General features: G+C 61.8%; 21 protein-coding genes. 18 read left to right on the forward strand and 3 right to left on the reverse strand.

The features are described 5' to 3' along the window. Window positions 1-556 precede the first annotated feature (556 nt). The 14 genes from HX851_RS35365 to HX851_RS35430 all read left to right on the forward strand — a co-directional run bounded on the left by HX851_RS35365 (window position 557) and on the right by HX851_RS35430 (window position 12,310). Window positions 557-1,306, forward strand: a complete 750-nt coding sequence (locus HX851_RS35365; protein ID WP_017123912.1) for an electron transfer flavoprotein subunit beta/FixA family protein — start codon at window positions 557-559, stop codon at window positions 1,304-1,306. A gap of 1 nt (window position 1,307) precedes the next feature. Beyond that, entirely contained in the window at window positions 1,308-2,237 is a 930-nt protein-coding gene (locus HX851_RS35370) for an electron transfer flavoprotein subunit alpha/FixB family protein (RefSeq protein ID WP_177057476.1), read from the forward strand. Between the two features lie 193 nt (window positions 2,238-2,430). Then, a complete protein-coding gene (locus HX851_RS35375) occupies window positions 2,431-3,252 on the forward strand; it encodes a substrate-binding periplasmic protein (protein WP_177057475.1) in 822 nt (273 codons plus the stop codon). A 9-nt stretch (window positions 3,253-3,261) separates the two neighbouring features. Next, a complete protein-coding gene (locus HX851_RS35380; protein WP_177057474.1) occupies window positions 3,262-3,618 on the forward strand; it encodes a DUF4398 domain-containing protein in 357 nt (118 codons plus the stop codon). Then, window positions 3,615-4,430 (forward strand): OmpA family protein, encoded by an 816-nt coding sequence (locus HX851_RS35385; protein WP_177057473.1) that lies wholly within the window; start codon window positions 3,615-3,617, stop codon window positions 4,428-4,430. Before HX851_RS35380 ends, HX851_RS35385 begins: the two co-directional genes overlap by 4 nt. Window positions 4,431-4,643: 213 nt before the next feature. Continuing rightward, window positions 4,644-6,086, forward strand: coding sequence for an aminotransferase-like domain-containing protein (locus HX851_RS35390; RefSeq protein WP_177057472.1), 1,443 nt, complete (start codon window positions 4,644-4,646; stop codon window positions 6,084-6,086). A gap of 139 nt (window positions 6,087-6,225) precedes the next feature. Next, on the forward strand, window positions 6,226-6,741 hold the full coding sequence (locus HX851_RS35395) for a hypothetical protein (RefSeq protein ID WP_177057471.1): 516 nt from the start codon (window positions 6,226-6,228) through the stop codon (window positions 6,739-6,741). Between the two features lie 149 nt (window positions 6,742-6,890). Further along, on the forward strand, window positions 6,891-7,145 hold the full coding sequence (locus HX851_RS35400) for a YkgJ family cysteine cluster protein (RefSeq protein ID WP_017123905.1): 255 nt from the start codon (window positions 6,891-6,893) through the stop codon (window positions 7,143-7,145). Between the two features lie 43 nt (window positions 7,146-7,188). Continuing rightward, complete coding sequence (locus HX851_RS35405) at window positions 7,189-7,797, forward strand: START domain-containing protein (RefSeq protein WP_177057470.1); 609 nt, start codon at window positions 7,189-7,191, stop codon at window positions 7,795-7,797. A 259-nt stretch (window positions 7,798-8,056) separates the two neighbouring features. Continuing rightward, window positions 8,057-8,293: a hypothetical protein gene (locus tag HX851_RS35410; RefSeq protein WP_177057469.1), complete on the forward strand. Its 237-nt coding sequence runs from the start codon at window positions 8,057-8,059 to the stop codon at window positions 8,291-8,293. Between the two features lie 214 nt (window positions 8,294-8,507). After that, complete coding sequence (locus HX851_RS35415; RefSeq protein WP_017123926.1) at window positions 8,508-8,846, forward strand: ribonuclease E inhibitor RraB; 339 nt, start codon at window positions 8,508-8,510, stop codon at window positions 8,844-8,846. A gap of 292 nt (window positions 8,847-9,138) precedes the next feature. Continuing rightward, complete coding sequence (locus tag HX851_RS35420) at window positions 9,139-10,548, forward strand: circularly permuted type 2 ATP-grasp protein (RefSeq protein WP_017123927.1); 1,410 nt, start codon at window positions 9,139-9,141, stop codon at window positions 10,546-10,548. An 11-nt stretch (window positions 10,549-10,559) separates the two neighbouring features. Further along, entirely contained in the window at window positions 10,560-11,510 is a 951-nt protein-coding gene (locus tag HX851_RS35425; RefSeq protein WP_177057468.1) for an alpha-E domain-containing protein, read from the forward strand. Continuing rightward, window positions 11,507-12,310: a transglutaminase family protein gene (locus HX851_RS35430; protein ID WP_177057467.1), complete on the forward strand. Its 804-nt coding sequence runs from the start codon at window positions 11,507-11,509 to the stop codon at window positions 12,308-12,310. The genes HX851_RS35425 and HX851_RS35430 overlap by 4 nt, the downstream gene beginning before the upstream one ends. 93 nt (window positions 12,311-12,403) lie before the next feature. On the opposite strand, the gene HX851_RS35435 is transcribed toward HX851_RS35430, so the two are convergent. Next, a complete protein-coding gene (locus HX851_RS35435) occupies window positions 12,404-13,228 on the reverse strand; it encodes a cytochrome c (protein WP_177057466.1) in 825 nt (274 codons plus the stop codon). A 9-nt stretch (window positions 13,229-13,237) separates the two neighbouring features. Continuing rightward, window positions 13,238-13,714 carry a rhodanese-like domain-containing protein gene (locus HX851_RS35440; RefSeq protein ID WP_177064283.1) on the reverse strand — a complete coding sequence of 159 codons (477 nt, stop codon included), beginning with the start codon at window positions 13,712-13,714 and terminating at the stop codon, window positions 13,238-13,240. Here HX851_RS35440 and HX851_RS35445 point away from each other — a divergent pair. From HX851_RS35445 to HX851_RS35460, 4 genes are all read left to right on the forward strand, one after another. Further along, complete coding sequence (locus HX851_RS35445; RefSeq protein ID WP_177057317.1) at window positions 13,713-13,922, forward strand: hypothetical protein; 210 nt, start codon at window positions 13,713-13,715, stop codon at window positions 13,920-13,922. The two genes, HX851_RS35440 and HX851_RS35445, sit on opposite strands and share 2 nt — an antisense overlap. A 358-nt stretch (window positions 13,923-14,280) precedes the next feature. After that, complete coding sequence (locus HX851_RS35450; protein ID WP_177064284.1) at window positions 14,281-15,486, forward strand: acetyl-CoA C-acetyltransferase; 1,206 nt, start codon at window positions 14,281-14,283, stop codon at window positions 15,484-15,486. A gap of 19 nt (window positions 15,487-15,505) precedes the next feature. Beyond that, window positions 15,506-17,647: a 3-hydroxyacyl-CoA dehydrogenase NAD-binding domain-containing protein gene (locus HX851_RS35455; protein ID WP_177064285.1), complete on the forward strand. Its 2,142-nt coding sequence runs from the start codon at window positions 15,506-15,508 to the stop codon at window positions 17,645-17,647. A gap of 121 nt (window positions 17,648-17,768) precedes the next feature. Continuing rightward, window positions 17,769-18,497: an amidotransferase gene (locus tag HX851_RS35460; RefSeq protein ID WP_177057462.1), complete on the forward strand. Its 729-nt coding sequence runs from the start codon at window positions 17,769-17,771 to the stop codon at window positions 18,495-18,497. 138 nt (window positions 18,498-18,635) lie between these two features. Here HX851_RS35460 and HX851_RS35465 read toward each other — a convergent pair whose 3' ends face one another. Next, the gene (locus tag HX851_RS35465) at window positions 18,636-19,607 is read right to left on the reverse strand and encodes a magnesium and cobalt transport protein CorA (RefSeq protein WP_177057461.1); all 972 of its coding nucleotides are present in this window, start codon (window positions 19,605-19,607) and stop codon (window positions 18,636-18,638) included. Window positions 19,608-19,646 lie beyond the last annotated feature (39 nt).

Below are 19,646 nucleotides of genomic sequence, written 5' to 3' on the forward strand. Positions count from 1 at the left end.
CTCTCCTACTCAAGGCTCAACAGTTTTTTCTAATGGTGGAGGTTTGGTGTCGCGCTCCAGTATTCCTGCTCCCCATCGGGAAGAGGATCACGGATGAGACATCTTTCTCTCTAGGCGGCGCATTATATCTACACCACCACCAGCGTCCAATACAAACGTTTGTTTGAATTCGCTGGAAGCCAGATAAATCAAAGTAGCGCGGCTTATGACTGGCCATTTTGCCGTATTGACCGGAATAGGCGTTCCGGTCAAGATACGGGCGGTTTTGCGTTCGCCGTAGGCTAAACGCGGCCCGCAGGAGTACGTCCAAAGACAGGACGAAGGCAACGAAAGTGAAGTGACACGTCATTTTGGCGCGGAGTTTACACGTCCACCGGGTTCGTGACTGCACAGTCACGTCGGACGGACGGTCGTAAATCGGAAAAAGTCAGTCTTTCGGGCCGCTGTCGGCGTTTTTGGAGGTGCCCTTGAGCTTCTGATTAGAGGCATGTGCCGATGAGCATCAACCGCCGGGCTAGGCCGGGCGACTTTCTTTTCACCGGAGAGTGAGGAATCCATGAAGGTTCTTGTAGCTGTCAAACGCGTTGTCGATTACAACGTCAAGGTTCGCGTCAAGGCGGACAATTCCGGCGTAGACCTCGCCAACGTCAAGATGTCGATGAACCCCTTCTGCGAAATCGCAGTGGAAGAAGCGGTACGCCTGAAAGAAAAAGGCGTGGCCACTGAAATCGTCGTCGTCTCCGTCGGCCCGTCCACCGCTCAGGAGCAACTGCGTACCGCGCTGGCCCTGGGTGCCGACCGCGCCATCCTGGTCGAATCGGCTGAAGAGCTGACCTCCCTGGCCGTGGCCAAGCTGCTCAAGGCTGTCGTCGACAAGGAACAGCCACAGCTGGTGATCCTCGGCAAGCAGGCCATCGACAGCGACAACAACCAGACTGGCCAGATGCTGGCGGCCCTGAGCGGCTACGCCCAAGGCACCTTCGCTTCGAAAGTCGAAGTGTCGGGCGACAAGGTTGCCGTGACCCGCGAAATCGACGGCGGCCTGCAGACCGTTTCGTTGAGCCTGCCGGCCATCGTCACTACCGACCTGCGTTTGAACGAGCCGCGTTATGCGTCTCTGCCGAACATCATGAAAGCCAAGAAGAAGCCGCTTGAAACGCTGACTCCGGATGCTTTGGGCGTTTCCACCGCCTCCACCAACAAGACCCTGAAAGTCGAAGCGCCGGCTGCTCGCAGCGCGGGCATCAAGGTCAAGTCGGTTGCAGAACTGGTCGAGAAACTGAAAAACGAAGCGAAGGTAATCTGATATGACTATCTTGGTAATCGCCGAACACGACAACAAGGTCGTGGCTCCGGCCACCCTGAACACCGTTGCCGCCGCTGTCAAAATCGGTGGCGACATTCACGTGCTGGTTGCGGGCTCGGGCGCTGGCGCCGTGGCTGAAGCCGCCGCGAAAATCGCCGGTGTGTCGAAAGTACTGGTGGCTGACAACGCCGCCTACGCGCACCAGTTGCCGGAAAACGTTGCTCCTCTGGTGGCAGAACTGGGCAAGGGCTACAGCCACATCCTGGCCGCCGCCACGTCCAACGGCAAGAACATCCTGCCGCGCGTTGCTGCTGCGCTGGACGTCGACCAGCTCTCCGAGATCATCTCGGTGGAAAGCGCCGATACCTTCAAGCGTCCTATCTATGCCGGTAACGCCATTGCCACCGTGCAGTCCACTGCTTCGGTCAAAGTGATCACCGTGCGTGCCACCGGTTTCGACCCGGTTGCCGCGGAAGGTGGTTCGGCTGCCGTTGAAGCCGTTGGCGCGGTGCATGACGCTGGCAAATCGTCGTTCGTCGGCGAAGAACTGGCCAAGTCCGACCGTCCTGAGCTGACCGCCGCCAAGATCGTCGTCTCCGGCGGCCGTGGCATGCAGAACGGCGACAACTTCAAGCACCTGTACGCCCTGGCCGACAAGCTGGGTGCCGCGGTCGGCGCTTCCCGCGCCGCCGTCGACGCCGGTTTCGTGCCGAACGACATGCAGGTCGGCCAGACCGGCAAGATCGTCGCGCCACAGCTGTACATCGCCGTCGGTATCTCCGGCGCGATCCAGCACCTGGCCGGCATGAAGGACTCCAAGGTGATCGTCGCGATCAACAAGGACGAAGAGGCACCGATCTTCCAGGTGGCCGACTACGGCCTGGTCGCGGACCTGTTCGAAGCCGTACCCGAGCTGGAGAAGCTGGTCTGATCCAGCGACTTCACTTATAAAAGAGCCCGGCCTTCTGGCCGGGTTTTTTTTGCGAATTTTTTTGCCGAACGTCCCCTTGTGGGAGCCGGCTTGCCGGCGATTGCGATAGGGCAGTCGATATCATCGTTGCCTGATCAACCGTGATCGCCGGCAAACCGGCTCCTACAGGAGGGGCGAACAGGAGAACTGTGCCATGGACGTGCTTCGCGTCGTTGCGTCATCACTGCTGTTGGGGCTGTTTGCGCTGCCCGCACCGGCGTTTGCCGTGGGCAAATGCGAACGCCTGATCGTCACCGGCAGCCCGGATGCGCCGCCGTACCTGTGGCGCGACCCCGAGGATCCGGTGCATCTGATCGGCGCCAGCGCCGACCTGTTGCGCCAGGTCGGCAGCGAACTGGGGCTCAAGGTCGAGGTGCTGTATGGCGGCAAGCGCTCCCAGGCCCAGGAGGAAGTACGCAGCGGACGCATGGACCTGCTGGTGGACGCGCCGATTGCCCTCAATGAACTGGATTCGCTGGACTACATCCACCCGGCGCTGGTGCAGAACGACTACCTGGTCTGGACCCGTAACGATTCGACACTGGTCTACAACACCGCCACCGACCTGCACGGCTACACTGGCGCCGTCTCGCAAAAGGCGCGGATGACCCAGCCGTTCGTGGCGTTCACCAAGCAACAGCTGACGTTGCAATACACCCCGGCCTTGCCCCAGGCATTCCACAAACTGCTGCTGGGCGAGGTGGACTATGTCCTGGCCGGGCGTTATGCCGGCATGGTCACCACCCAGAGCCTGGGCATGGCCAAGGACCTGGGTCCGCGGGCGCAACCGGTCGATCAGCCCGGTTTGTTCCTGGCCGTCTCCCACAACTCGGCCTGCAATGACGCCTGGTTGCGCGGACAGTTGGCGAAAAAGATGACAGAATTGCCCGCTTCCGGCCTGACCGAGGCCGTGTTGCAACGCAATCTGGAGCGTTGGAAGGCGCAGCTCCAACCGGTCAGCGCCCCAAAACAGTAGGAATTTCTTTTGAGTATTCGACCTCTATTCGCTGTCCTGGCCGTTGTGGCTCTGGCGGGCTGCGCAGCCGATCCGGCGCCGAATGAACAAATGCGTCTCACCGAGCGCGCCCTTGAACAGGCACGGGCGGTAGGTGCCAAGGCTGACGATGTCGCCGAACTGAAACTGGCCGAGGGCAAGTTCGAACGCGCCCAATCCGACATGGCCGACCAATCCTTCAAGAAAGCCCGCATGCGCGCCGAGCAGGCTGAACTCGATGCGCGCCTGGCCGAAGCCCAGGTGCTGACCGAGAAAAGCCAGGAACAACTGAAGGTGCTCAATACCCGCATCACGCGCTTGCGCAAGCAATTGGGGGACGCGCAATGATCTATCCGAGCCGAATGGTCGGCGGCCTGCTGGTGTTGGCCTGCGCCAGTCTGTATGGCTGTGCCGGCCAGCAATCCAGTGACGCGGCCCTGCAGCAGGCTTCGGCCAGCTTCCAGAAGGTCAAGGAAGACACCAACGTGCTGCGCATCGCGCCCAAGGACGTGATTCGCGCCGGTGAGTCGCTGGCCCGCGCGGATCGGCTGTCCAGCTACTGGGGCAGCAGCGCTGACGTGGTGCACTACGCCTATCTGAGCGAGCGTTATTCGCAGATCGCCCGCGAGCACACCGAGCAGGTGCTCAACCAGGAACGTGCCGCCAAGCTGGAGCTGGAGCGCCAGCGCCTGCAACTGGCCCTGCGCGAATCCAAGTTGCTCAGCGTGCAGCAGCAGGGCAAGTGGGTGGAAGAACAGATCAACAGCCTGACCAGCATTCAGGCCGATCGCGGCCTGGTCATGACCCTGGGGGATGTGCTGTTCGATACCGGCGAGGCGGAACTGCAGAACTCGGCCAATCGCACGGTACTCAAGCTGGTGCAGTTCCTGCAGCTTAACCCGCGGCGGGTAGTGCGGATCGAAGGCTATACGGATAACACCGGCGACAAGGACTTCAACCTGCAGTTGTCCCGCGATCGCGCGCAGTCGGTGGCCGATGTGCTGGTGGACCTGGGCATCGACGAGAAGCGTATCCAGGTCGAGGGTTATGGCGACCAGTACCCGATCGATGTGAACGCCACGGAACGGGGCAGGGCGCAGAACCGTCGGGTGGAGATCGTCTTCTCCGACGAGAAGGGCCAGCTCGGCGCGGCGCGTTAAGCCTCGATCCCGTTGGAAGACAAACCCGGTATCCGCAAGGTGCCGGGTTTTTTCATGCCCCGATAAGCGAAAAGCCCGTCTGTGCCCGTACAGTTTTGCTTCTCTTGTCACTGTATTGTCGACTATTGTAGAAACTGTGCCAGTACACTTTGAAACTGTTCCGGTATCGTTGTTTCCAAGAATAAAAATGCCGTTGAAACCGAGTGCTGCTTCATGACCAATCTATTGCTCTACCAACGTATTGCGCAGCAGCTGGCCGAGGATATCCGCCGGGGTGTCTATCAGCCGGGCGAGCGGGTGCCTTCGGTACGCAAGATGAGCTCGCAGCTCAATGTCAGCCATGCAACGGTGTTGCAGGCCTATGCCAACCTGGAAGACCAGGGGTTGATCCGTGCCCGTCCGCAATCGGGCTACTACGTTCACCAGACCCCCGCGCTGACCGCGCCGACGCCGGATATCGCTCGGGTCGAGCGGCCGGGGCTGGTCACCCGCAGCAGCATTATCCAGCAGGTGCTGGTCGAGTCCCGCCGTGAAGGGGTATTTCCCTTTGGCGCGGCCACGCCGTCGGTGGATTACCTGCCGGTGCGGGCGCTGCACCAGCAACTGGCCAAGGTCACACGGTTTCATAGCCCACGAGCCTTCAGCTACATGTTCAGTCCCGGCTTCGAGCCGCTGCGGCGCCAGGTGGCGATTCGCATGCGCGATGCCGGCGTGGTGGTCGATCCCTCGGAAGTGGTGATCACCCACGGCTGCGTGGATGCGCTGCAGATGTCGCTGCGGGTGCTGACCCGTCCCGGCGATCTGATCGCCGCCGAATCGCCGACCTATTACGGCTTGCTGCAACTGGCCGACCTGCTGGGTTTGAAGGTCATCGAGATCCCCAGCGATCCGGCCACCGGCATGAGCCTGGAGGCCCTGCAACTGGCGGCCAACCAGTGGTCGATCAAGGCCCTGGTGCTGACCACGCGGCTGAGCAACCCGCTGGGCGGGACCATGCCCGAGGAGCGGCAGAAACAATTGCTGCGCCTGGCTTCGGACTTCGATATCCAGATCGTCGAGGACGATATCTACGGCGAGCTGATGTTCGAGGTCGGGCGCACCAAGGCCCTCAAGGCCTACGATCGGCTGGACCGGGTGATCTATTGTTCGAGCTTCTCCAAGACGTTGTCGCCCGGCGTGCGGATCGGCTGGGTGATCGCCGGCAAGTTCCAGCAGGAAATCCAGCGCCTGCAGACCTTCAGCACCCATTCGGCGTGCAGCGTCACGCAGATGGGCGTGGCGGCCTATCTGGAAAATGGCGGTTATGACCGGCATCTGCGCTACATCCGTCAGGAGTATCGCAAGAATCTCAGCGCCTTCCAGCTGGCGGTGCAGCAGTATTTTCCCGAAGGGACGCAGATGACCCGGCCGACCGGCGGTTTCATTCTCTGGGTCAGCCTGCCGGGGCGGGTCAATACCCAGGAACTGCACGTGCGGGCGCTGCAACAGGGCATCAGCATCGCGCCGGGACTGATCTTCAGTAACACCGAGCAGTTCAATCACTGTATCCGCCTCAACTGCGGGATTCCGTGGAATCGCGAGGCCGAACGGGCACTGATGACCCTCGGCATGCTGGCCAGCCAGCTCTGTCAGGAAACCGCCGCCGGGCTGTTCTGATGCCCATTGCCCGGGACGCCGCCAGCGGCTGTTCCCGGGACCGGGGAGTGGTTGTACGAACTCTTTACTTCTCCTTACTTGTCTTCAACTGCTCAACAAGCGAGCATATGTCCCCTCTGTTGTTTATGCCGTAGAGCTTATGAACGCCACTTTCCCTGCGCGCCTGCTGTTGATTGCCTTGCTGACCAGCCTGAGTGCTGGCGGTTCGGCAATGGTGCAGGCCCAGGAAGTGTCTTCAGCCAGGAGTTCGACGGCGACCGGGGCTTCCACCGCGGCAAAATCGACGGGCACGGTCAGGAAGGCCGCTGCGCCGCAAAAGAAATCCGCGCCGAAAAAGGCCGCCCCGGTGAAAAGGCGCGCGCCTGTCGCGTCGAAGTCCAAGCCGGCCAGTGAGGTGGTGAAGACCCGACTGCCACCGGCCAAGCTGGACCTGAGCCTGCCCCAGGACCTGGTCAACAAGATGCAGCCGGTGGGTACTGTGCCGCTGTCCAAGAGTCGACCGTTGCTGCCGCAGATGTTCGGTGAGAAACCACCGGGCCAGACACCGTTTCAACTCAACGGCCGATTGCTGAGCAATGAAATGGACCTGCAGTTGCGCAACGAGAGTCGCCGGGAAGTGGAAGGCGCGGCCCTGGATTTCGAGTTCAAGCAGTAGATCCCTTCGTTCGGTCATGACACTTCGTCGGTGACTGATCAGTCATATACCTTGTCATTGAAAAACAATTGTGCGACCAATTTTAAACAGCCGTTTTAGCGGTTACTCTGTCTTCCACACACCGTGCCAGTTGCGAGGAGCGTGTCGTCATGAACTGCCGTGAAGGTTGTGGCGCCTGTTGCATTGCTCCTTCCATCAGCTCGCCGTTGCCAGGCATGCCCGACGGCAAGCCGGCCGGAGAACGTTGCCTGCATCTCTCGGTCGAACACCTGTGCGAGTTGTTCGGCAAGCCTGAGCGACCCGCCGTATGCGGCGGTTTCAAGGCCGATCCCGAGGTGTGTGGCGATAGTCGTGAAGAAGCCATCCGCCTGATCGGCTGGTGGGAGGAAATGACGGCGGCTTGAGGTGTGTTCAATGAACGGAACTTCAACAATAAGGAATAAAACAATGGGTTCGCTGCATCGAATGGCTGTGGTTTGTGGCTTGACTGTCCTGTTGACCGGTACTGCCTACGCGGAAAGCTGGGAAACGGCCAAGGACGAAAACGGGATCAAGGTGTCCCTCAGCGAAGTGGCCGGTTCCAAGTACAAGGCCTATCAGGGCGTGACGATGATCAAGGCCTCGGTGGCCAGGATCCGTGCGTTGCAGGAAGACGTGGCCGGTGCCTGTGCCTGGATCCACGAGTGCAAATCGCAGAAGCTGGTGGACAAGAAGGGTGACGAGAGCTGGACCTATACCCAGTTCAAGGCGCCGTTCCCGGTGACGGATCGCGACTCCTACCTGCATATCACCACCACCCAGGCCGCCGATGGCACCCTGACGCGCAAGCTGGAAGGCGTACCGACCTACAAGCCGGAAGAGAAGGGCTATGTGCGCGTGGCCCAGGTCGCGGGCTTCTGGAAACTGGTGCCCAAGGGCGACAACCTCACCGAAGTGACCTACCAGGTGCACACCGAGCCAGGCGGCAGCGTGCCTTCGTGGCTGGCGAACAAGTTCGTGGTGGATGCGCCGTACAACACCCTGCAAGCCCTCAAGGAACACGCCGAGAAGCCGTGAGGCTTCCCTTAATGATCGTTCCCACGCTCCGCGTGGGAATGCAGCCCGTGACGCTCCGCGTCACAAGAGCGGACGCAGAGCGTCCAGAGAGGCATTCCCACGCTGGAGCGTGGGAACGATCGAAAAGCTTCGCGGGCAAGCTCCGCTCCCACAGGATGCCCCCTCCGGCAAGACCTCCCCGCAAGATATCTGAACGATCCTCGCTGCCCCGCAGTCCAGATGTCGTAAGCCCGGCGTGGGCTTTATCGAGGAGACACCGATGAAAATGTGGGAAGTCACTTTCGTGGACGATCATGGTGTTCAGACCGTCGAGCACTTCGATTGTGAGCGCAAACCCAGCATGGAGGAGGCCGCGCAGTTGATCCGCGCCAAGCTGCTGCCGGTTCCCGCCGAGCTGGACCTCAATGATCTGGAAGGGCGCCGGGCCGATCCCACGGTCAAGAGCCTCAAGGAGCAGAACAGTATCCAGATCCTGCACATCGCACCGGCTTCATGAAACTGTGTTTTTCCCTTTCGACCCCTCTGGCAGAGCTGCTGGCATCGCGCTACTCTGCAATCGAGATCAGCGAATGATTCGCTAAGGTGGTCTGATCTTGTCAGCTACATGCTTGTTTCCCGGTCGACAGTCATTTGTCGAACGGCCAGCACCGCCCGGTGTCTGGTTCGGGAGTACGGAAAGTCTATCCAACGCTTGCTGAGGAGGACGTTTCATGAGCACAGCCTATCAAGAAGACATCAGCAGCCAGGTGCTGCGCCGCATGAAAGAAGGCGGTTTTGATTTCGCACGCATCCATCCCATCGAGTTCTATGCCATTTTCCCGGACGAGGAGCGGGCACGCAGGGCAGCAGGCAAATTTCGTGGTGAATCCTTGAATGCCCAGGTCAGTGCCAGGGACGACGGTGCCTGGTACCTGGAGTTGAGCAAGGTGATGTACGCCACCTATGGCGGCATCGATGACTTCGAGCACGACTTCGGGGCGGTGGTCGAGCCCCTGGGTGGTGTGATCGAAGGCTGGGGCGTCAAACATCCCATACGTGCGCTCAACTGAACGCACTGATCTCCACACGGCAGCGGCTGACCTCGGGGTCGGCCGTTTTTGTTTGCAGCGAAATACGCGCACAAAAAAAGGCCGCCCGGGCAGGTGGCCGAACGAGGGCTATGCTGGTTATAGCCATAAGCCTGCTTCGCAATGAAGCGCGGCTGATCGCATTGGGGCGTTTACTGCACAGCTATGGTGCGGCGCAGGTTGGATGGTTATCCAACTCATTGATACTTAAGCGTTTATGCCGATGGCACGGGCCTTGCGAAGGCTCTTGTGACCGGGTGACAAGGAGCACGGCATGATCCGCACCTATTTTGATGAGATGTACGATGCAGGCGGCCAGGTCCGCCCGCATTACCGGGAGTTTGCTCGTTGGCTGGCGGATACTCCGCAGGAGTTGCTGGCCCAACGGCGACGCGAGGCCGATCTGCTGTTTCATCGCGCCGGGATTACCTTCACCCTTTATGGCGACGACCAGGGCACCGAGCGCCTGATCCCCTTCGACACGATTCCCCGCAGTATTCCCGCCAGCGAATGGCGCATTGTCGAGCGCGGCTGCATCCAGCGGGTCAAGGCGCTGAACATGTTTCTCGCCGACCTCTACCATGAACAGCGCATCATCAAGGCCGGGATCATTCCCGCCGAACAGGTGCTGGCCAACGAGCAGTACCAGTTGGCGATGCAGGGCCTGAACCTGCACCGTGATATCTATTCGCATATTTCCGGGGTCGACCTGGTCCGTGATGGCGACGGTACCTACTACGTCCTCGAAGACAACCTGCGCACCCCCAGCGGCGTGAGCTACATGCTCGAAGACCGCAAGATGATGATGCGCCTGTTCCCCGAGCTGTTCGCCGCCCAGCGCATCGCGCCCATCGATCATTATCCGAATCTGCTGCTCGACACCCTGAAAAGCTCCAGCCCGCTGGACAACCCGAGTGTCGTGGTACTGACCCCCGGACGCTTCAACAGTGCGTTCTTCGAGCATGCGTTCCTGGCCCGGGAAATGGGCGTGGAACTGGTGGAGGGTGCCGACCTGTTCGTGCGTGACGACAAGGTCTTCATGCGCACCACCGACGGCCCCAAGCAGGTGGACGTGATCTATCGCCGGCTCGACGATGCCTTCCTCGATCCACTGGCGTTCAATCCCGATTCGATGCTGGGCGTACCGGGCCTGCTGTCGTCCTATCGCTCCGGCAATGTCGTATTGGCCAACGCCATCGGTACCGGGGTCGCCGACGACAAGTCGGTCTATCCCTTCGTCACCGACATGATCCGTTTCTACCTCGACGAAGAGCCGATCCTGAAGAACGTGCCGACCTGGCAATGCCGCAAGCCCGAGGAACTCTCCCACGTGCTGGCGCATCTACCAGAACTGGTGGTCAAGGAAACCCAGGGGTCCGGTGGCTACGGCATGCTGGTCGGCCCGGCGGCGAGCGCCGCGGAAATCGAAAACTTCCGCGCCCGGCTCAAGGCCAAGCCCCACGCCTATATCGCCCAGCCGACGCTGTCACTGTCGACCTGTCCGACCTTTGTTGAAAGCGGCATTGCTCCGCGCCACATCGATCTGCGCCCATTTGTCCTGTCCGGTCGTGAAACCCGTGTCGTGCCAGGCGGGCTTACCCGCGTGGCGCTGCGCGAAGGCTCCCTGGTGGTCAACTCGTCCCAAGGGGGCGGAACCAAGGACACCTGGGTGGTCGAGGATTAAGGAAGCCTGCCATGTTAAGTAGAACTGCCTCGGATTTGTACTGGATGTCGCGCTACCTGGAGCGAGCGGAAAACCTCGCGCGGATGCTCGACGGGAGCTATTCGCTGTCGCTGATGCCGCAGGACGGCCGTGGCGATGGCTTGCACGAAATGGCCATGCCGCTGTTGATCACCGGCACCCTGGATGACTACCTGGAGCGCCATGGCGACCTGCACGCCGAACGGCTGCTGCATTTCTTCGCCCTGGATGCGGAGAACCCGGCCAGCATCTACAGCTGCCTACGCGCCGCGCGGGCCAGCGCCCATGCCGTGCGTGGGCGGATTACCGCCGACATGTGGGAAAACATCAATGCCACCTGGCTGGAAATTCGCGGTATCGCCGAGCAGGGCCTGGGGAACTACGGCATGAGCCGTTTCTGCGAATGGATCAAGGAGCGTTCGCACCTGTTCCGCGGCGCGTCCTACGGCACGATCATGCGTAACGATGCTTTCCGCTTCATTCGCCTGGGGACCTTTATCGAACGGGCCGATAACACCCTGCGCCTGCTCGACGCCCGCTATGACATGGCCGGTGACCAGGCCGACGCCGTCAGCGACCACACCGCCCATGCGTATTACCAGTGGAGCGCCTTGCTGCGGGCACTGTCGTCGTTCGAGGCCTACACCGAGATCTACCGTGATGCCCCCGGTGCCCGCCAGGTTGCCGAGTTGTTGCTGCTGCGTGCCGATGTGCCGCGTTCGCTGCGCGCCTGCACGGAAGAAATCGACCAGATCCTCGCCAGCCTGCCCGGCACCAACGGCCGGCCGGCGCAACGCCTGGCAGCCGAGATGGACGCACGGCTGCGCTACACCGGTATCGATGAGATCCTCGAAGAAGGCCTGCACGCCTGGCTGACCGAGTTCATTCCCCTGGTTGCCGAACTGGGCAACGCCATCCACAGTTCCTACCTGGAGGCTGCATGAGACTTTCCATTAGCCACGAGACCACCTATCACTACGCCGACCAGGTGCGTGCGAGCATCCAGTACCTGCGGCTGACCCCTCATGACAGCGAGCGCCAGCATGTGCTCAGCTGGCAACTGAACCTGCCGCGCCCGGTGCGCGCGCAGCTCGACCCGTTCGGCAATATCCTCCATGTGCTGACCCTCGACGAGCCCCACGAAGCGATCATCATCGGTGCTCGCGGGCAGGTCGATATCGACGAGCAGCGCGAAGCCGAGCATGAGAGCCAGTCGGCGTTGCCGTTCCTGCGCATGACCCGCCTGACCGAGCCGGATGACGCGCTGCGTGGCTTCGCCGACCGGCAATGCCGCAAGCGTCGCGACCGTTCGGCGCTGATCGACCTGATGCAGGCGCTGAACCAGCACATGACCTATACGCCGGGCGCGACCGAGGTCGACACCAGCGCGGCCCAGGCTTTCGCCAAGCGTGCCGGGGTATGCCAGGACCACACCCATGCGTTCCTGGCGTGTGCCCGCAGCCTGGGGATTCCGGCGCGGTATGTGTCGGGGTACCTGTACAGTGAAAACAGCGAGCACCTGGCCAGCCACGCCTGGGCGGAAGCCTGGCTGGATGACGCCTGGTACAGTTTCGACGTGACCAACCAGCTGGCCAGGCCGGAACGGCACCTGAAGCTGGCGGTGGGCCTGGACTACCTGGACGCCTGCCCGGTACGCGGCATGCGCCGTGGCGGCGGTTTCGAGCAGATGCATGCCAAGGTGCTGGTGTCGCCGACACCGGTGTTGTCGGTACAGCAGCAGTAACCACACCACACCGATCGTTCCCACGCTCCGCGTGGGAATGCAGCCGGTGACGCTTCGCGTCACAAGAGCGGACGCAGAGCATCCAATGATCATCTATTGCGCGGGCACCTTGCGCTTGGCCATGTGCTTCAGATACCCCACCAGCAGATCCAGTTCGCCGTCCGGTAGCACTGCCGCGGCGAACGCCGGCATCTTCGCCTGCGGCCAGTGGCGCAGGCCCTGCGGGTCACGGATGTAGCGCTTGAGAAAACCCTCGGCAAAGTATTCCGTCGGACTGTACGGCACGTTCAGGTCCGGGCCGACTTGTGCATCCCCCGCGCCATTGAGCGTATGACACGCCAGGCAATTCTTCTGGAACAACGCAAAGCCTTTGTTCACCGGATCGTTGGCCGCCAGTTTCGGATCGGGCAGCAGCGCCGGGAATCTTTGCGCCACCGAGGCCAGGCGCTTGATGCTGGCGACCTGGAAAGGCCATTGCTCGGGGCTGATATGTCCGGCCTGCGGATTTGTCCACACCAGATAGAACGGCCCGGCACCGGGCTTGCCCTCCGCCAGCGGCGGCCAGGGTTTGGCCGGGTCTTCCACCGCCAGCCAGGCTTGCGCGCCTTTCTGGTTGAGTAGGGGGGCGGCGCTCAGTTCGGCGGCGAAGCCGTCCAGCGCCACCGCCTGCAGGTGATCGTCGGCCTTGATACCGTCCAGCAGCGCCACCACCGGCACCGCGCGATAGGTCATCTGGCGCTTGTACGAGACATCGTCGTCGATGGTGATGGTCTGGGCCTTGGGGTGGGCCAGCAACGCCTCGGTCTCCCAGGTACGGCTGCCGGAGCCGAGGTCGAGGGTCAGTTGGGCTGCGTGCAGGGGAGCGCACAGCAGGACAGTGCTCAGAAGAACGGGGCTCAGCAGGGTCAGTGGTTTCATTCGAAGGCTTTATTCAGAGGGAACGGCGGTAGGAGTGGCCTGGTCGGCTATGTCGTCATCATTGTCGAAGGCCCAGGTCGGGGTGTCTTCGACGTGGTCGAACAGCGCATCGCGCAATTCGCTGTAGTTGCCACCGTTGACGATACCGAAATACCCGCGCCTGATCAGCGTGTCCTCGGCTTCCAGGGCGTGCTGGTCGGTATCGCTGTAGATGACCACGGTGGCGTTGGGGTCAAGTACCACCAGACGCAGTTGGTACGCCAGGCCTTCGGCGCTGATGCCGGTGCCGTTTTCCAGGGTCAGGTCGACTTGCAGGGAGTTGTGGATATTGCCGGCGGCGAAGTCGCTGTTGTTGCGCAGGTCCAGGATCAGTGCCCCATCGCGGATCTCGTCGACCGCCCGGTTCACATCGATGATGCCCGCCCGGGCGCAGAGGCTGCTGAGCAATGTGGCTGCGACGGCTGCCGCGACGATCCAGTGGCGCATGAACCTGTCTCCATCAAGTCATGGCTCAAGATTGGCACACAAAATCGCACCTCGACAGAAAATCGGGATGAGAATTTGTGGTGAGGTTGAAAAAACGCCACAGCGTCTAGCCGATCACTTTGGTGAGGTTCGGCAAGATGAGCAAAAGCGTGGTGGCGAATACGATCAAACCGGCCTGGCGGACTTTCGAGTGCTTGAACATGGCTGACTGCCTTTTGTTGTTATTCCTGAAGACAACTGCTCAATAACCGTGTCGGATACCCCGGCAAAACCCGGCGGCAACTCCTACATGGATAACCTTAGAGCCCGCGTCACACTTGTCTTAGAACCATTTCATATGGAGGTATTGAAATATCTTTTTAAAAAGGCATGAGGCATATGGCCAGCTTGCTAGCGGGCCTTTTGCTAGACACGTGCGTCCACTAAAACGGTTAAGCGCTTAGCACACTACCGTTCGTCCGAGCGCGAGGGTCAAGGCCGGCGAGCGCTTCGGTCATTGAATCCTGGCGAGCCGGGCCTAAGGTGGGAACAGGGCTTATTTCCTACCAGAACGGTTCGAGGACGTCATGACAGAGGCTTTGATATTCGATGCGGTGCGCACGCCCCGGGGCAAAGGCAAGGCCGATGGTGCCTTGTACAGCGTCAAGCCGGTCAACCTGCTGGCCGGGCTGCTGACGGCGCTGCAGCAACGCAACGGGTTCGATACCCGCGAGGTCGACGATATCGTGCTCGGCTGCGTGACGCCGGTGGGCGACCAGGGCGCCGATATCGCCAAGACCGCCGCGCTGGTGGCGGACTGGGATGTCAGTGTCGCCGGGGTGCAGATCAACCGGTTCTGCGCCTCGGGCCTGGAAGCGGTGAACCTTGGGGCGATGAAGGTCCGTTCGGGGTTCGAGGACCTGGTGGTGGTCGGCGGCGTCGAGTCCATGTCGCGGGTGCCGATGGGCAGCGACGGCGGCGCCTGGGTACTCGATCCGCAGACCAATATGCACAGCCATTTCACCCCGCAGGGCATCGGTGCGGACCTGATCGCCACACTGGAAGGCTTCAGCCGCGAGGATGTCGACCGCTTTGCCCTGCAATCGCAGCAGAAGGCCGCCCGGGCGCGGGCTGCGGGGGCGTTCAATAAATCCCTGGTGCCGGTGGCGGACCAGAACGGCATCGTCTTGCTGGATCATGATGAGTTCATTCGCGCCGACTCGACCCTCGAAGGCCTGGGCAAGCTCAAGCCGAGTTTCGAAATGATCGGCCAGTTGGGCTTCGACGCCACGGCCTTGCGGGTCTACAGCCATGTCGAGCGTATCCACCATGTGCATACCCCCGGCAACAGCTCCGGGATTGTCGACGGTGCCGCGTTGATGCTGCTCGGCTCCGAAGCCAAGGGTCGCGAACTGGGTTTGCGGCCACGGGCGCGGATCGTCGCCACGGCGGTGACCAGTACCGATCCGACCATCATGCTCACCGGGCCGGCCCCGGCGACACGCAAGGCCCTGGCCAAGGCCGGCCTGCGGATCGAGGACATCGACCTGTTCGAAGTCAACGAAGCCTTTGCCTCGGTGGTGCTGAAGTTCATTCGGGACATGGCCATCGATCCGGACAAGGTCAACGTCAATGGCGGTGCCATCGCCATGGGCCATCCCCTCGGCGCCACCGGCTGCGCGATTCTCGGCACCCTGCTCGACGAACTGGAAGCCCGGCAGTTGCGCTATGGCCTGGCAACGCTGTGTGTCGGTGGCGGCATGGGAATCGCCACCGTTATCGAACGTCTTTGAACCGCTCGGGAAACCTGCCATGACTGATGCCATTCGTTACGAAAAGGGTGCCGACCGGATTGTCGTGCTGACCCTGGACATGCCCGGCCAGACGGCCAACACCATGAATGCGGCGTACCGCGAGGCCATGGCCGCCTGCGTGGCGCGCCTGCAGGCCGAGCGCGATGAGCTGGCCGGGGTGATCATCACTTCGGCCAAGCCGACCTTCTTTGCCGGCGGCGACCTCAATGAACTGATCAAGGTCACGCCGGCCGATGCGCCGACCTTCCACGACGGCGTGCTCGAACTGAAGGCGCAGTTGCGTGCCCTGGAAACCCTGGAGCGGCCGGTGGTCGCGGCGATCAACGGCGCGGCGCTGGGCGGTGGCTGGGAGATCTGCCTGGCCTGCCAGCATCGCATCGCCCTCGATCACCCGGCCGTGCAACTGGGCTTGCCGGAAGTGACCCTCGGCCTGCTGCCGGGCGGCGGCGGGGTGGTGCGCATGGTGCGCCTGCTCGGTCTGGAAAAGGCCTTGCCGTACCTGCTCGAAGGCAAGAAGGTCTCGGCGCGGCAAGCGCTGCAGGCCGGTTTGATCGGGGAGTTGGCGAGCGACGTCGACGATATGCTGGGCAAGGCCCGGGCCTGGATCCTCGCCCACCCGGAGGCCAGGCAGCCCTGGGATCTGCCGGGTTATCGCCTGCCGGGCGGCACGCCGGCCGATCCGAAGGTGGCGCAGATGCTCGCCATCGCTCCGTCGATCCTGCGCGGCAAGACCCAGGGTTGCTTCCCGGCGCCGGAGAAGATCCTCTGTGCGGCGGTAGAGGGCGCACAGGTCGATTTCGCTACCGCGCACCTGATCGAGACCCGCTACTTCACCGAACTGACCACCGGCCAGGTGGCGAAGAACATGATCGGCACCTTCTGGTTCCAGCTCAACGAGATCAACGCCGGCGGTTCGCGGCCCAAGGGCTTTGCTCCCTGCACCACGCGCAAGGTCGGCGTGCTCGGCGCCGGCATGATGGGGGCCGGCATCGCCCATGTCAGCGCTATGGCCGGGATCGAGGTGGTGCTCAAGGACATCAGCCTGGCCGCGGCCGAGAAGGGCAAGGCCCACTCGGCCGCGTTGCTGGACAAGAAGATTGCCCGTGGCCAACTGACCGACGAACAGCGTGATGTCATCCTCGCGCGTATCCGGCCGGCCGAGCAGGACAGTGACCTGGCCGGCTGCGACCTGATCATCGAAGCGGTGTTCGAGGACCGTGACCTCAAGGCCAGGGTCTCGGCCGCCGCGCAGCGTATCGTCGGCGACGCCGCGGTGATCGCCTCCAACACCTCGACCCTGCCCATCACCGGCCTGGCCACGGCCGTCCCGCAGCAGGACAAGTTCATCGGCCTGCACTTCTTCAGTCCGGTGGAGAAGATGCCACTGGTGGAAATCATCAGGGGCGCGCGGACCAGCGACGAAACCCTGGCCCGTGGCTTCGACTTTGTCCTGCAGATCCGCAAGACACCGATTGTGGTCAACGACAGCCGGGGCTTTTTCACGTCTCGGGTGTTCGGCACCTTTACCAACGAAGGTATTGCCATGCTCGGCGAAGGCATCTCGGCGCCGATGATCGAAACCGAGGCGCGCAAGGCCGGCATGCCGGTGGGGCCGCTGGCGATTTCCGACGAAGTGTCGCTGAGCCTGATGAGTCATATCCGCCAGCAGACCGCCAGGGACCTGCAAGCCGAAGGCAAGGCCATGCCGCGGCATCTGGCGTTTGCGGTGATCGACCTGTTGCTGGAGTACAAGCGCCCCGGCAAGGCTGCCGGCGCTGGCTTCTACGACTACCCGGCGGGCGCGCAGAAACACTTGTGGCCGGAGCTGAAGAATCGCTTCGAGCAACCGGGACGGCAGATCGCGCCCCAGGATGTCCGCGACCGCCTGCTTTTCGTGCAGGCCCTGGAAACCGTGCGCTGTCTGGAGGAGGGCGTGTTGCACTCGACGGCGGATGCCAATATCGGTTCGATCTTCGGCATCGGCTTTGCCGCCTGGAGTGGCGGGGCGCTGCAGTTCATCAACCAGTACGGTCTGCAGGACTTTATCGCCCGCGCCCGCTACCTGGCGGAGCAGTACGGCGAGCGTTTCGCGCCGCCGGCGTTGTTGCTGGACAAGGCCGCCAGGAGTGAACGGTTTTGAGCCGCCGAGTGCGGTCCTGGCTGAATCTGGCCTGACAATGGCGCGTTCTGTGCTTGCCTTGAACGACTGTTTCAAGGCAGGCTCAGGCCTTACTCTATTGTCTTTTGTGTCAGGTACTTTTATGTCGTTACGCATCTGCATTCTGGAAACCGATGTCCTGCGTCCGGAACTGGTCGATCAATATCAGGGCTACGGGCAGATGTTCGAGCGTCTGTTCTCCCGTCAGCCGATTGCTGCCGAGTTCACCGTCTACAACGTGATGCAGGGCGTCTACCCGAGTGACGAGCTGACGTTCGACGCCTACCTGGTGACCGGCAGCAAGGCCGACTCCTTCGGCAGCGACCCTTGGATCCAGACCCTCAAGACCTATCTGCTCGACCGTTACCAGCGTGGCGACAAACTGCTGGGCATCTGCTTCGGCCACCAACTGCTGGCGTTGCTGCTGGGTGGCAAGACCGAGCGCGCGAGCCAGGGTTGGGGCGTCGGTACCCATCAATACAAGATGGCCGCCAAGGCGCCTTGGATGAGCCCGGTGATGGAAGAGCTGACGCTGCTGATCAGCCACCAGGACCAGGTCACCGCACTGCCGGAAAACGCCACGGTGATCGCCAGCAGCGATTTCTGCCCGTTCGCCGCGTACCACATCAACGACCAGGTACTGTGCTTCCAGGGGCATCCGGAGTTTATCCACGACTATTCACGGGCCCTGCTGGACATTCGCCAGCAGAACCTTGGCGAACAGATCTACTCCAAGGGCATCGCCAGCCTGGAGCACGACCACCATGGCACCACGGTGGCGGAGTGGATGATGCGTTTCGTCGCCCACAAGCCGCAGGCCACATCGGCCTGACCTGCTGTCGCACACGATACCTGATCGTTCCCACGCTCCGCGTGGGAATGACTCGCTGGACGCTCCGCGTCCGCTTCAAAAGCTTCGCGGGCAAGCCCGCTCCCACAGTGTGGGAGCGATCTATCGGCAGTGTTGGGTCTACAACCAGCCGGACTTCTTGAAGCTGGCCCACAACCCCACGCAGCCCACCGAGATAAAACCCAGCACGGCAAAATAGCCGTAATGCCAGCTCAGCTCCGGCATATTCTGGAAGTTCATCCCGTAGATCCCCGCCACTGCCGTCGGAAACGCCAGGATCGCCGCCCAGGCAGCGAACTTGCGCTGCACGATGCTCTGCCGGGCGGCCTCCAGCAGCACGCCGACCTCGATGGTCTGGCTGGCGATATCGCGCAGGGTCGCCAGATCCTCCATCTGCCGCGTCACATGGATCTGCACGTCGCGGAAATACGGACGCATGTTCTTGTCGATAAACGGGAAGTCCAGGCGCGAGACTTCCTCGCTGATCTCCACCATCGGTGCCACGTAGCGGCGCAGGCGCAACACATCGCGGCGCAAGTGGTGGATACGCTGGATATCCGTCTCGTTCAACGAACTGCTGAGCACGTTCTTTTCCAGCTCGTCGATTTCGCCGTGGATGGCTTCGCTGACCGGTTGATAGCTCTCGGTGACGAAGTCCAGCAGGGCATAGAGCACGAAATCCTCGCCATGTTCCAGCAGCAACGGGCGTGCTTCGCAACGCTGGCGCACGTGGGCATAGGACTTCGAATGACCGTTGCGGCAGGTGATGATATAGCCGTTGCCGGCAAAGATATGGGTCTCGATGAACTCCAGCTTGCCCTCGTGGCGAATCGGCGAGTAGGTGACGATAAACAGCGCATCGCCGAAGGTTTCCAGCTTCGGTCGACTGTGTTTTTCCAGGGCATCTTCAATGGCCAGTTCATGCAGGTTGAACTGTTTCTGCAGGTTGGCGAGCTCCTGGGCATTGGGCTCTTCCAGGCCGATCCAGACAAAGTGATCGGGTTTCGCCGCCCAGGCGGCGCCCTCGTCGAGGGTGATATTGGTGACCTTTCTACCGGCACTGTAAACCGCCGCGGCAACGACTCTACCCATAAGGCTGATCTTCTTCTTTTAAAAGGGGAAAGACAGGCT

Source organism: Pseudomonas gingeri (assembly GCF_013385635.1).
Taxonomy (GTDB): Bacteria; Pseudomonadota; Gammaproteobacteria; order Pseudomonadales; family Pseudomonadaceae; genus Aquipseudomonas; species Aquipseudomonas gingeri_A.